This window comes from Pseudorhodoferax sp. Leaf274 (genome assembly GCF_001422445.1).
Lineage (GTDB): Bacteria > Pseudomonadota > Gammaproteobacteria > Burkholderiales > Burkholderiaceae_C > Pseudorhodoferax.
Genome location: NZ_LMNA01000012.1, coordinates 127070 through 140202, shown reverse-complemented (window position 1 = coordinate 140202; position 13133 = coordinate 127070). Strand labels below are relative to the sequence as shown.

The window sequence follows — 13133 nt, the reverse complement described above, 5'->3', positions numbered from 1 at the left end:
GTTTCCAGTTTCTGGTGATGCGTTCAGTTGCGGGCTCGGGTGCGTCATGCCGTGAAGTAAGCCGTCTCGAGTTCCTTGGCCGCGCGCATTTCCTTGGCGATTTCCTTGCGGGCCAGGGCATTGACCTGGGCGCTGGTCTTCTTGACCCACGCGCCCAGCGCGCCGAGCGTGCGCACGCCCAGGATGCGTTGCATCTGCTCGATCGCGTAGGCCTGGATCTCGCGTTCCTCCGCGGTCGTGTCGGTGATGCCCTCGAACTTGATCTCGCCCTTGCGGGCCGCCAGCAGCGTGCTCTTGACCTGCTGCGCGATGTGGTCCGGATCGAGGCCCTCGACCTTCACACCCTTGCGTATCAGCAGCGCCAGCGCGTCCATCAAGCGGACCAGGTACTTGGACGCCCGGTAGAAGCCGATGCCGGGATTGGGCTCGTCCAGGTAGTGGCCGAGGTCCTTGAGCATGTCGCCGGCCTGCTCGTTGAACGACTGCAGGCACAGGTGGACCGACAGGGCTTCCAGGCGCCTATTGGTTTCCTCGGCGATCTGCTGGGGGCTCGGCGGGGAGCCGAGCTGTGCCTCCAGCGATCCCTTGACCGCCTGCGTGGCATCGACGATGTGGGCGAACGGCCCTTCGCTGTGGTAGGCCTCGTTGGCATAGAAGACGGTGTCGGTCGACAGGGTCTTCAGGCGCGTCACCTTGCCCGCCATCTCGGTGGCCTCGGGCGAGCCGGGGCCGAGACCGCCCTCCTCGATCTTCTTCTTCAAGGCGTCGACCTCCAGCTCCAGCTGGCGGACTTCGGCGATGCCCTGGGTGTACAGCTCGTTGTTGACCCACATGGCGACGTCCTGCATGTGCTCGATCTCGCGCGACGTCTGCAGGATCAGCTGCTGGCCTTCGACTTCCGACAGCGTCTTGCACTGTTCCAGCGCCGTGTGGACGATCTTCAACGCCTTGGTCTGCTCGTCCGTGCGGTCGCTCTTGGGTTCGAGCAGCGCGACCAGCTTGTCGAGGCCCGACCGGATCGACAGCTGGAACTTGCCATCGGCCTCCTCGAACTGGGCACGCGTCGTGTCGATGTCCGTGTCGCTGGCACCGGCCTCGCGCATCTGCTCGAGCACCGTCTCCTGGTAGTCCATGAACTCCTCCCAATCCATGAACCGCCGCATCTTCATCAGCGCGCCGACATCCTGGCCGGCGTTGGTCATGCTGGTCATGGCCTTCTCGACCGGCGACTGCTTGTCCACCGGCGGCAGCGGCCTGCGCGGCTTGGCGCTGGCATAGAGGTTCACGTCGAACATGATGCCGGGCTGGGCGCCGTACTTGGCCAGGAACCAGTCGTTGAACTCCTTCACGATCGCGGCGTCGGTCTTCAGGATCTTGCGCTGCTCGTCGTCCTTGCCGCCAGACCAGTGGTGGTCCAGGATGGTGACGTCGATGTCCGACTCCAGGTTGGTCGAGCCCGGCGCCATCCAGGTCTTGCCCTTGACCAGCTTGTAGGTCTCGGTCACGGGATTGGCCATGTAGTCGTCCACGATCTTCTGCCGCAGCGCCCAGGCCTGCTTCATCTGCGCCTCGTCGACTTCGCCCGCCTTGAACAGCTTCTTGAGCGTGAACCAGTTCTTGCCGACGCGCTCGGAATTGAGGAAGTCCAGCGTGCCTTGCCCGTCGACCAGCTCCGGCGCCTTGCCCTCGGTGGCCTTGACCTCGCGCGGCGTGGCCCCCTCGGTGCGCTGCGGAAAGCCTGCCTCGTAGAGTCGCTCCAGCACGTCGACATCGACCGTGGCTTCGATGTCCGACACGTCGAGCCCGCAGGCCTGGCACTCGTCCTTCAGCGCAGCCATGCGTTCGCGCAGTCCGCGGATCGTCGTCGCCAGTTTGCCGCCGGCCAGCTTGCCGCCGGACGCCTCGGTCCGGACGGCCACGCATTGCGCCAACGCCTGGCGCTTGAACGCCTTGGCGCCCTCGATCACGGCCAGGCGCATCGCATCCGCCTGTTGCGCGAACACGTCGAGCTGTGATTCCCAGGCCTGGTCGTCGCCGCCGCGAAAGCTCTTGATCTCGCGCAGGATGCGATCGACGTGGTGCAGTCCGTCGCGCGGCTTCCTGGTGCGGGCGCCTTCGACCTCACCCGGCCAGCGCGCGGCGGCATTGCGCTTCGGCGCTTCGTCCAGTGCGGCCCTGACCGCCTGGTTCAGCTCTTGCAGCGCGGCGCCCAAGCGGCTCTTCTGCGAACCGGGCTGCGCCAGACGGAACTGGCGCACCAGGTCGGCGTGGCGCTCCTGGAAAGACGCGACCTGCGTGGCGAAGCTGGAGAAGCCTCCAAGCTTGCGGAGCAGTTCGGGCGTGTCGTCGTCCGGCGGTTCTCCCGAATCCTCGCTGGAGACCAGGCTCGCGCGCGCCGTCTTCCTGTGGCCCAGGATTTCTCGCGCCTCGCGGCACCATTGGGCGATGGGGGATGTTTCTTCAGGCATGGCAGATATTGGGCTGTTGTGGGGCCAGGGCAGGGATGTCGGTGCCCCCGGGCGGTACGGCGCAGGAGGCCCTCCGCGCCGGGAGGTCGGCAGCATGCCGCAGCAGTGCACCGTCCGCTACGCGATGAGACCCTGTGTCAAGAAATCAAGACATGGGGTATGCGCCGCCCCGGGCGTGTTGGCAGAATCGCTGCGCATGACCCACCCCGCCGCACCGACCAGAGTCCAGCGCCAGGAGATCGCGTTGTCCGCAGAGGCGCCGGACAGCTTCGAGAACTTCCGGATCCTGGTGCATCCGATGTTCGATCTGGTGCGTGTGCGGGCCGAGGAGCCGTTCTTCGCCCATGCGTCCATCACCTGCCTGCCCGACGTGCTGCTGTCGCGCGCGGTCGGCGCCGGGGCGCGGTTCGAGCGCGACCACCGAACGATCGCCAGATCCGGCATCGACGACATCCTGGTGCTGACCTACCTCAGCGGGTCGTTCCGCTGCGAGGTCGACGGCAGCGTGCGCATGGTCGCAGCCGAGGAGATCGCCTTCTTCGACCTGACGCGGCCGTTCAACATCCAGACCGACCGGGTCGACAACATCTCGCTGCACGTCGCACGGCGCCGGCTTGCCGAACTGCTGCCCTCGGTGGCCGACATCCATGGCACCGTGCTGCGCCAAGGTGCCCTGCGCGACATGCTGCTGGCGCAGATGCGCACCTGCCACGCACTGGCGCCCCGGATCACGACCGCCGAATCGCCTTCCTTCAGCGACGCCATGGTCCAGCTGGTCGCCGGCGGGTTGCAGCATGCCAAGCGCCCCTGCGGCAGCCCGACCGCGCATGCGGGCCTGGCCTCGCTGACCGACATGACGAACTTCATCGAAGACCAGCTGGCCCGCGTCGATCTGGGTCCGGACGATCTGGCGCGCGCCTTCGGCCTGTCACGGGCTACCCTGTACCGGCTCTTCGAGCCGCTGGGGGGCGTGGCCGCCTACATCCTGGATCGCCGGCTGAACCGGGCGCTCCAGGCCATCACCGCGCCCCATCCCGCGCACCCGCGGCTCAAGCAGCTGGCGCATGCGGTGGGCTTCGCCCATCCGACCTCGTTCAGCCGTGCGTTCAAGAAGCGCTTTGGCATGCCACCGCACGCGGTGCGGGCCCTGCGCGCGTATCCTGAAGACGTGCAATCCACGGCATGGCGCCAGGCCATGGCGACCCAGTTGGCACGCCTCGAAACGGCGCAGAACGTGCAGGCCCAGGCAATGACGACCGCACCAGCTGCCGTAGCCATCGGGCACTGATCCAGCCAACGACTGCATCCGGGCTAGCCATGCCCCCAGAAATCCTCCTCTTCACCCTCCATCGCCTGTGAACACCATGCGCATCGCCACCTGGAACGTCAACTCCCTGACCGCCCGCCTGAACCATGTCCTGACCTGGCTGGCCGCCAACCCGGTCGACGTGCTGTGCCTGCAGGAACTGAAGATGACCGACGACAAGTTTCCGCTGGACGCTCTGCGCGAGGCGGGCTACGAATCCGCCATCTTCGGCCAGAAGACCTACAACGGCGTGGCCATCCTCTCGCGCACGCCGGTGCGCGAGGTGGTCAAGAACATCGTCGGCTTCGACGACGAGCATGCCCGCGTGATCGCGGCCACGGTGGACGGCCCGAGCGGCCCGATCCGCGTGGTCAACGGCTACTTCGTCAACGGCCAGGCGCTGGACTCCGACAAGTTCGTCTACAAGATGAACTGGCTCAACGGCCTGCAGGCCTACCTGCGCGCCGAGCTGGCGGCGCACCCGCAGCTGGTGCTGCTGGGCGACTTCAACATCACGCCCGACGACCGCGACACCTACGACCCGGTGGGCCTGGCCGGCACCATCCACCACTCCGAACAGGAGCGCGCCCATTTCCAGGCGCTGCTGGACCTGGGCCTGACGGACAGCTTCCGCATGTTCGAGCAACCACCCAAGAGCTTCAGCTGGTGGGACTACCGCATGCTGGGCTACCAGAAGAACCGCGGCCTGCGCATCGACCACATCCTCGTCAGCGCGGCGGTAAAGCCGCAGGTGAAGGCCTGCACGATCGACCGCGTGCCGCGCAAATGGGAAAAGCCCAGCGACCACGCGCCGGTGACCCTGGAGATCTGAGTCAGCCCTGCGCCACCGTGCGCGCCGCCTCGGCGTGCACCCAGGCCAGGAAGGCCTCGACCGCGGGCCGGCGCGCATGCCGCGCGGGATAGACCACGAAGTGCGCCTTCACGCGTACGGCCTTCTCCAGGCCGAACAGCGGCACCAGCCGGCGCTCTGCCAGGTGGCCGGCCGCGATGACCGCGCTCTCCAGCGCCACGCCCAGGCCCAGCACGGCCGCGTCCATGGCCATCTGCGCGCGGTCGAAGCGCAGGCTGAAGCGCTCGGGCGCGCGCAGGTCCGAATGCGCGGCGAACCAGTCGTTCCACTGCACCACGTTCACATTGCTCTGGATCAGCGGCACATCGGCCAGCTGGGCGATGCGCTTGAGCCAGTGCGCGCGCACGAAGGCCGGGCTGGCCAGCGGCAGGATGGGCTCCTCGAACAGCGGCTCGATGACGAGATCCGGCCACTGCGGCTTGCCGTAGCGGATGTCCAGGTCCACCGTGCCCAGGCCGAAGTCGCTGTGGATGTGCGCGGCCGACAGGTTCATCGCGATCTCCGGGTTGGCCTGGGCGAAGGCCGGCAGCCGCGGCATCAGCCACAGCGTGGCGATGCTGGGCGAGGAATGCACGTACAGGCTGTTGGCCACGCCCTCGCGCAGGTCGTCGGTGGCCGTGGCGATCACGTTCAGGGCCTGGCCCACGCGCTCCAGGTAGCGCTCGCCCGCCGCACTCAGGCGCACGCCGTGCGCGTTGCGCTCGAGCAGCCGCAGGCCCAGCTGCCCCTCCAGCCGTGCGACCTGGTGGCTCACGGCCGAGGCCGTCAGGTGCAGCTCGGCCGCGGCCAGCGTGAAGCTGCGCCGGCGCGCCACCGCCTCGAAGGCCTGCAGCGTGGTGATGGGGGGCAAGGCACGCATGGGAGAAACCCGGTCTTATCGTGAAGGTCGGTCATCTTAGGTTGATGAACCATCGCTTGCCGTACATCTAGGGCCGCCGCGAACATCCGGCCGCGCCCGCAGCCTGCGGGCACGGACCACCCACAGGAGACCTCGCAGATGCTGCTCAAGGACAAAGTCGCCGTCATCACCGGCGGCGCCGGACTCAACGGACTGGGATTCGCCACCGCGCGCATGATGGCCGAACAGGGCGCGCGCGTCGTCGTGCTAGACCTCGAACGCGCCGAGCCGGTTGGCGCCGCCGCGCGGCTGGGGCCGCAGCACCTGGGCCTGGTGGCCGATGTGACGGACAAGGCCTCGTGCGAGGCGGCCGCCGCGCAGGTGGTGCAGGCCCTGGGCCGCATCGACATCCTGGTCAACAACGCCGGCATCACGCAGCCGCGCAAGACGCTGGACATCACGGGCGCCGACTACGACGCCGTGCTCGACGTGAGCCTGCGCGGCACGCTGTACATGTCGCAGGCCGTGCTGCCCGCGATGCGCGCGCAGAAATCGGGCGCCATCGTCTGCATCTCCTCGGTCAGCGCGCAGCGCGGCGGCGGCATCCTGGGCGGGCCGCACTACTCGGCTGCCAAGGCCGGCGTGCTGGGCCTGGCCCGCGCCATGGCGCGCGAGTACGGCGGCGACAACGTGCGCGTGAACTGCGTGACGCCGGGCCTGATCGCCACCGACATCAACAAGGGCCTGATCCCGCCCGAGAAGCTGCAGGGCATCCTGGACGGCATCCCGCTCAACCGCATCGGCGAGCCGGCCGACGTGGCGGGCTGCGTGGTCTTCCTGGCCAGCGACCTGGCCAAGTACCTGACCGGCGTGACGCTGGACGTGAACGGAGGCATGTTGATCCACTGAGCCCCCGGACGCCTCTTTCCACCGGCACCTTGCAACCACATCGACAACGGAGACAACACCATGCAACGCACCGCCTTCCTGCTGACCCTGCTGGCCGCCGCCGCCCTGCCCTGTGCGGCCCTGGCGCAGACGACCAAGCTCACGCTGGGCCACGGCGCCGCCCCCGGCAACCCGCGCCACGAGGCGTCCGTCAAGTTCGCCGAGGTGCTCAAGGCCAGGACGGGCGGGCGCATCGAGGTGCAGGTCGCGCCCTCGGCCCAATTGGGCGACGACGCGGCCATGGTCACGGCGCTGCGCACCGGCGCGCTGGACCTCTCGGCCAACTCGCAGGGCGCGCTGGCCAATGCCGTGCCCGAGTACGCGGCCTTCGGCATGCCCTTCCTGTTCGCGAGCCTGCCGCAGGCCTGGAAGCTCATGGACGGCCCGCTCGGCAAGGAGCTGGCCGACAAGACCGCGGCCAAGGGCATGGTGGTGCTGGGCTACTGGGACAACGGCATCCGCCACATGAGCAACAGCAAGCACCCGCTGCTCAAGCCCGAGGACCTGAAGGGCCTGAAGATGCGCACGCCGCCCGACGCTGTCACCGTGGACATCATGCAGGCGCTGGGCGCGGAGGCGCAGCAGATCAAGTTCGCCGAACTCTACGTGGCGCTGCAGCAGGGCGTGGTCGACGGGCAGGAGAACCCGCTCATGAACATCCACGCCAGCAAGCTCTACGAGGTGCAGAAGTACATCTCGCTGACGGGCCACAAGTACGAGATGACGCCCTTCCTCATGAGCAAGCGCAGCTGGGACCGGCTGCCCGAGGCCGACCGCAAGGCCGTGATGGAGGCCGCCGCCGAGGCGACGGCGCTGCAGCGCAAGCTCTCGCAGGAATCGGACGACAAGCTCATCGCCGAGATGAAGGCCAAGGGCGTGCGCATCGACACGGTGGACAAGGCCGCCTTCGAGAAGGGCACGACGGCGGTGGACGCCAAGTGGTCGGCCAGCCCCATCGGCGCCTACGTCAAGCAGGTCATCGCCGCCGCGCGCGCCAACTAAGCAGCGCCATGGCACCGACTCCGAACCTCGTCGAACGCGGCGTGGCCGCCGTCTGCACGCTGGTGCTGTGGGTGAGCACGGCCGCGATCTTCGTGATCCTGGTCATCAACACCGTGCTGCGCTATGCCACCGGCGCCAGCCTGCAATGGGCCAGCGAAGTGCCCGAGCTGCTGTTCCCCTGGCTGGTCATGGCCGGCGTGGTGCTGGCCGCGCTGAAGGGCGCGCACATCGCGACCACCTTCCTCATGGAGGCCGTGCCGCCCCACGTGGTGCGCTGGGTCGCCACGGGCAGCTGGCTGGCCGTGGGCGGCCTCTACGCCACGCTGGCCTGGGCCACGCTGCGCATGCTGGACATCGTGCACGACGAGCGCTCGCCGATCCTGCAGATCCCGGGGTCGCTGACCTACGGCTGCGTGATGGGCGGCATGGCGCTCTTGGCCGTGCTCGCCCTGCAATCGGCCTGGCGCACCTGGCAGGCGCCGCAGGCGGAACCGGCGCGCGCGAACACGCCGAGCGAACCCCGCGTGCCCGCGGCCCACTGGTGAGCGCACGGCCATGAGTGCACTGATCCTCTTCGTGTTCATGGGCGCGGCCGTCACGGCCATGCCCATCGCCCATGCGCTGCTGATGGCCGCGATGGCCGCAGCCGCCAGTTCCGAGCGCGTGCCGCTGGACCTGCTGGTGCAGCAGATGGTGGCCCAGGTCCAGAGCTTCCCGCTGATCGCGATCCCGTTCTTCATGCTGACCGGCTCGCTGATGATGGGCGGGCGGCTGGGCGAGGCGCTGATCGGCGTGCTGTCCACGCTGATCGGCCGCTTCCACGGCGGCCCGGCGCAGGTGGGCGTGCTGTCGTCCACGCTGTTCGGCGGCGTCTCGGGCTCGGCCGTGGCCGACGCCTCGGCCATCGGCTCGCTCCTGATCCCCTGGCACCAGCGGCTGGGCTATCCGTCGGCGTTCTCGGCGGCCACGCTGGCGGCGGCGGCCACCATCGACATCCTGATCCCGCCGTCCATCCCGATGATCCTGTTCGCGCTGAGCGCGAACGCCTCGATCGCGGCGCTGTTCGTCGCGGGCATCCTGCCGGGCTTGTTGATGTGCGGCGGCTTCATGCTGGCCTGCTGGTGGGTGGGCAAGCGCCGCAACTTCCCGCGCGACACCACGCCCTTCGACATGCCGGCCTTCAAGCGCCACCTGGCCTACGCCTCGCCGGCCGTGCTGCTGCCGGTGCTCATCATCGTGTTCCTGCGCTTCGGCATCGCCACGCCGACGGAGGTGGCCGTGCTGTCCACGCTGTACGCCGGCCTGGTGTCGGCCGTGATCTACCGCGACCTGGGCTGGCAGCGCCTGGGCCAGGCCGTGGTGCACGCCGGGCTGGCCACAGGAGTGGTGCTGCTGGTGATCATGGCCTCGGCCGCGATCGGCTGGCTGCTGACCTTCGACCAGATGCCGCAGGGCATCGCCGCCTGGGTGCAGGCCAACGTGCACGCGGCCTGGCTCGTGGTCCTGCTCATGAACCTCCTGATGCTGTTCCTGGGCATGTTCATCGACCTGCCGGCCGCCGTGCTGCTGCTCACGCCCGTGTTCGTGCCGCTGGCCAACGCCATCGGCATGGACATGACGCAGCTCGGGATCATGATGGTGGTGAACCTGGCCATCGGCCTGTACACGCCGCCGGTGGGCACCACGCTGTTCATCACGAGCGCGCTGGCCCGCGTGAAGGTGGGCGACACGGTGCGCGAACTGGGGCCGTTCTACCTGGTGGCCTTCCTCGTGCTGGCGCTCGTCTCGTACGTGCCCGCCAGCATCCTCCGATAGTCTTCAACAAGGATTGCCATGACCACGAGCAATGCCGCGCTGGCGCAGGCCGCCTGGCGCATCCGCCGCCACGCGCTGCGCATGGGCGAGGTGCAGGGCCAGGGCTACATCGGCCAGGCCCTGGGCTGGGCCGACGTGCTGGCGGTAGCCTACGGCCACGCGCTGAACCTGAAGCCCGCCGACCCGAGCTGGGAAGGCCGCGACCGCTTCCTGCTCTCGCACGGGCACTACGCGATTGCGCACTACGCCGCGCTGATCGAGGCCGGCGTGATCCCCGAGAGCGAGCTGGAGACCTACGGCAGCGACGACAGCCGGCTGCCCATGTCCGGCATGGCCAGCTACACGCCTGGCATGGAGATCTCCGGCGGCTCGCTGGGCCAGGGCCTGGCCATCGCGGTGGGCATGGCGCTGGCGCTGCGCCACAAGCGCAACCCGGCCTTCGTTTACAACTCCATGAGCGACGGCGAACTCGACGAGGGCGCGACCTGGGAGGCGGCCATGGCCGCCGCCCACCACGGCCTGGCCAACCTGGTCTGCCTGGTCGACATCAACAACCAGCAGGCCGACGGCTCCTCGCGCCAGGTGCTGGGCTTCGAGCCCCTGGCAGACAAGTGGGCCGCGTTCGGCTGGCAGGTGCAGCGCGTGGACGGCAACGACCTGCCCGCCGTGCGCCAGGCCTTCGACCAGGCCCGCGCCGACAGCGCGCCGCGGCCGCGCGTGATCCTGTGCGACACGCTGATGGGCAAGGGCGTGCCCTTCCTCGAGCAGCGCGAGAAGAACCACTTCATCCGCGTCGACCCGCCCGAATGGCAGCAGGCGCTGGCCATCCTCGACGAGCACCGTCCTCACGAAGCCCAGGGAGTCCACGCATGAGCAGCGTCCTCGACAAGAAGCCGCGGCTGACCACCTCGGCCATGATCGCCTCCATCGCCAACGAAGGGCAGCGCACGCAGGCCGCGCCCTTCGGCAAGGCCCTGGTGGACTATGCCGCCAGCCATCCCGAGGTCGTGGGCCTGACGGCCGACCTGGCCAAGTACACCGACCTGCACCTGTTCGGCCAGGCCTACCCCGAGCGCTTCTTCCAGATGGGCATGGCCGAGCAGCTGCTGATGGCGGCCGCCGGCGGCATGGCCAAGGAGGGCCTGGTGCCCTTCGCCACGACCTACGCCGTGTTCGGCACGCGGCGCGGCTACGACTTCATCCACCAGGTCATCGCCGAAGAGCACCTGAACGTGAAGATCTGCTGCGCCCTGCCCGGACTGACCACAGGCTACGGCCCCAGCCATCAGGCCACCGAGGACCTGGCGATGATGCGCGGCATCCCGGGCCTGACCATCGTCGACCCCTGCGATGCGCTGGACACCGCGCAGGCCGTGCCGCAGATCGCGGCGCACCCGGGCCCGGTCTACATGCGGCTGCTGCGCGGCCAGGTGCCGCTGGTGCTGGACGAGGTCCAGGGCTACCGCTTCGAGCTGGGCAAGGCCAAGCTGCTGCGCGAAGGGGCGGATGTGCTGGTCATCTCCAGCGGCATCCTGACCATGCGCGCGCTCGAGGTGGCGCAGGACCTGGCGGCCGACAAGGTCGGCGTGGCCGTGCTGCACTGCCCCACCATCAAGCCGCTGGACGAGGCGGCCATCGTCGAGGCCGTGCGCTACAGGCACCGGCTCGTGGTCGTGGCCGAGAACCATTCGGTCATCGGCGGCCTGGGCGAGGCCGTGGCCAGCACGCTGCTGCGGCACCGCGTGCAGCCCGCGGGCTTTCAGCTGGCGGGGCTGCCGGACGCCTTCCTCGACGCCGGCGCGCTGCCCACGCTGCACGAACGCTACGGCATCAGCCGCAGCGCACTGGCGGCGCGCATCAAAGGGTGGTTGGGCTGATGGACGCACCCGTGACCGCCCCGCTGGAGCCGCTGGATCCACTCGCCAACGCCATCCGCTTCCTGGCCATCGACGCCATCGTGCGCGCCGGCGAAGGCCACCAGGGCGTGCCGCTGGGCATGGCCGAGATCGCCACCGCGCTGTACCGCGACCACCTGAAGTTCGCTGCCTGCGACCCGACCTGGCCGGACCGCGACCGCGTCGTGCTGTCCAACGGCCACGGCTCCATGCTGCTCTATGCGCTGCTGCACCTGACGGGCTATGAGCGCATGGGGCTGGAGCAGCTGCGCAGCTTCCGCGAATTCGGCTCGCGCTGCGAGGGCCACCCCGAGATCGATGCCGCCTCGGGCATCGAGGTCACGACCGGGCCGCTGGGCCAGGGCATCGCCAACGCGCTGGGCATGGCCGTGGCCGAGGCCGCGCTGAACGCGCGCTTCGGCAGCGCGCTGGTCGACCACCACACCTACGCCTTCGTCGGCGACGGCTGCCTGCAGGAGGGCGTGGGCCAGGAGATGCTGGCGCTGGCCGGCCACCTGCGCCTTGGCAAGCTCGTGCTGCTGTGGGACGACAACCGCATCACCGACGACGGCGCGACCGAACTGTCCATCAGCGAGGACGTGGCCGCGCGCGTGCGCGTGGCCGGCTGGCATGTGCAGGAGGTGGACGGACACGACGTGGAGGCGGTGTCCGCCGCCATCGGCGCGGCCAAGGCCGACCCGCGGCCCTCCTTCATCGCCTGCCGCACCGTGATCGCGCGCGGCATCGCGCGGCTGCAGGGCCAGCGTGGCGGCCACAGCGGCAGGCTGTTCGCCGAGGATGCGCAGGCGGCCCGCGCGCTGCTCGGCTGGCCGCACCCGGCCTTCGAGGTACCGGACGATCTGCTCACCACCTGGCGCGCGATGGGCCGCCGCCATGGCCCGCAGCGCGCCGCCTGGAAACAAACCGTGGCCGCCCTGCCCTCGGCCCAGCGCATGGAGTTCGAGCGCACGCTGGCCGGCACGCCTCCCGAAAACCTCCGCGCATTGCTGGGGCGCTACAAGCGCGAGGCCCTCGCGCGCGAGCCGCTGCCCAGCGGCATCTTCATCTCGGCCGAACTCAACGAGTTGCTGGCCCAGGCCATGCCCGAGCGGCTGGTCGCCTGCGCCGACCTGGAAGCACCCATCGCCCACAAGCGCAGCCTCACCGCCTTCACGGCCGAGGACCGCAGTGGCCGCTATGTGCACTGCGGCGTGCGCGAGCATGTGATGGGGTCCATGGCCAACGGCATGGCCGCGCACGGCGGCGTGGTGCCGCTGGCGCTGACCTACCTGGCCTTCGCCGACTACGAGCGGCCGGCCATGCGCATGGCCGCGTTGATGCGGCTGCCGGTCAAGTTCGTGTTCAGCCACGACTCCATCGGCATCGGCCGCAACGGGCCGACCCACCAACCCGTGGAGATCCTGGCCTCGCTGCGCGCCATGCCCAACATGCGGGTGCTGCGGCCGGCCGACGCGGTGGAGGCGGCCGAGTGCTGGGAGATCGCCTACGCACACCGGGACGGCCCCAGCACGCTGGTGTTCGCGCGCCAGGCCCTGCCGCTGGTGCGCAGCCAGCACAGCGAGGCCAACCTCTGCCGCCGCGGCGCCTATGTGCTGGCCGAAGCCGAGGGCGGCGCACGCCGCGCGACGCTGCTGGCGACCGGCTCGGAGGTGGCGCTGGCGCTGCAGGCCCGCACGCAGCTGCAGGCCCGCGGCATCGCCACCGCGGTGGTGTCCATGCCCTGCTGGGAGCTGTTCGAGGCCCAGGACGCCGGCTACCGCGCCGAGGTGCTGGGGGTGGAGGGCGGCGTGCGCGTGGGTTGCGAGGCCGCGGTGCGCTTCGGCTGGGAGCGCTGGCTGGGCGCGCGCGGCGGCTTCGTGGGCATGGCCGGCTTCGGCGCCTCCGGCCCTGCGGAGACGCTGTACCGGCACTTCGGCATCACGGCCCAGGCCATCGTCGAGCAGGCGCTGGGCCTGCTGGACTGAAGCGC

At 69.5% G+C, this 13133-nt stretch carries 11 protein-coding genes; 9 read left to right on the top strand and 2 right to left on the bottom strand.

What is annotated here, in order from left to right; genetic code table 11:
- Nucleotides 1–44: 44 nt before the first annotated feature.
- On the bottom strand, nucleotides 45–2468 hold the full coding sequence (locus tag ASF44_RS31795; RefSeq protein ID WP_056899976.1) for a hypothetical protein: 2424 nt from the start codon (nucleotides 2466–2468) through the stop codon (nucleotides 45–47).
- A 196-nt stretch (nucleotides 2469–2664) separates the two neighbouring features.
- Here ASF44_RS31795 and ASF44_RS32355 point away from each other — a divergent pair, with 196 nt between their 5' ends.
- Nucleotides 2665–3756, top strand: coding sequence for a helix-turn-helix domain-containing protein (locus ASF44_RS32355; protein WP_162243811.1), 1092 nt, complete (start codon nucleotides 2665–2667; stop codon nucleotides 3754–3756).
- Between the two features lie 76 nt (nucleotides 3757–3832).
- The gene (gene xth, locus ASF44_RS14705; protein ID WP_056900294.1) at nucleotides 3833–4606 is read left to right on the top strand and encodes an exodeoxyribonuclease III; all 774 of its coding nucleotides are present in this window, start codon (nucleotides 3833–3835) and stop codon (nucleotides 4604–4606) included.
- Nucleotide 4607: 1 nt separating this feature from the next.
- Here xth and ASF44_RS14700 read toward each other — a convergent pair whose 3' ends face one another.
- A complete protein-coding gene (locus ASF44_RS14700) occupies nucleotides 4608–5504 on the bottom strand; it encodes a LysR substrate-binding domain-containing protein (RefSeq protein ID WP_056899974.1) in 897 nt (298 codons plus the stop codon).
- Between the two features lie 138 nt (nucleotides 5505–5642).
- Here ASF44_RS14700 and ASF44_RS14695 point away from each other — a divergent pair, with 138 nt between their 5' ends.
- From ASF44_RS14695 to ASF44_RS14665, 7 genes are read left to right on the top strand one after another with little or no spacing between them, the layout of a single operon-like run.
- Nucleotides 5643–6392, top strand: coding sequence for an SDR family NAD(P)-dependent oxidoreductase (locus ASF44_RS14695; RefSeq protein ID WP_056899973.1), 750 nt, complete (start codon nucleotides 5643–5645; stop codon nucleotides 6390–6392).
- 60 nt (nucleotides 6393–6452) lie between these two features.
- On the top strand, nucleotides 6453–7433 hold the full coding sequence (locus ASF44_RS14690; RefSeq protein WP_056899972.1) for a TRAP transporter substrate-binding protein: 981 nt from the start codon (nucleotides 6453–6455) through the stop codon (nucleotides 7431–7433).
- Nucleotides 7434–7441: 8 nt separating this feature from the next.
- Entirely contained in the window at nucleotides 7442–7978 is a 537-nt protein-coding gene (locus tag ASF44_RS14685; protein ID WP_056899971.1) for a TRAP transporter small permease, read from the top strand.
- Between the two features lie 10 nt (nucleotides 7979–7988).
- Entirely contained in the window at nucleotides 7989–9248 is a 1260-nt protein-coding gene (locus tag ASF44_RS14680) for a TRAP transporter large permease (RefSeq protein WP_056899970.1), read from the top strand.
- Between the two features lie 18 nt (nucleotides 9249–9266).
- On the top strand, nucleotides 9267–10121 hold the full coding sequence (locus tag ASF44_RS14675; protein ID WP_056899969.1) for a transketolase: 855 nt from the start codon (nucleotides 9267–9269) through the stop codon (nucleotides 10119–10121).
- Nucleotides 10118–11125 (top strand): transketolase family protein, encoded by a 1008-nt coding sequence (locus ASF44_RS14670; protein WP_056899968.1) that lies wholly within the window; start codon nucleotides 10118–10120, stop codon nucleotides 11123–11125. Before ASF44_RS14675 ends, ASF44_RS14670 begins: the two co-directional genes overlap by 4 nt.
- Nucleotides 11125–13128 (top strand): transketolase, encoded by a 2004-nt coding sequence (locus ASF44_RS14665; protein WP_056899967.1) that lies wholly within the window; start codon nucleotides 11125–11127, stop codon nucleotides 13126–13128. Before ASF44_RS14670 ends, ASF44_RS14665 begins: the two co-directional genes overlap by 1 nt.
- The last annotated feature ends 5 nt before the right edge of the window (nucleotides 13129–13133 follow it).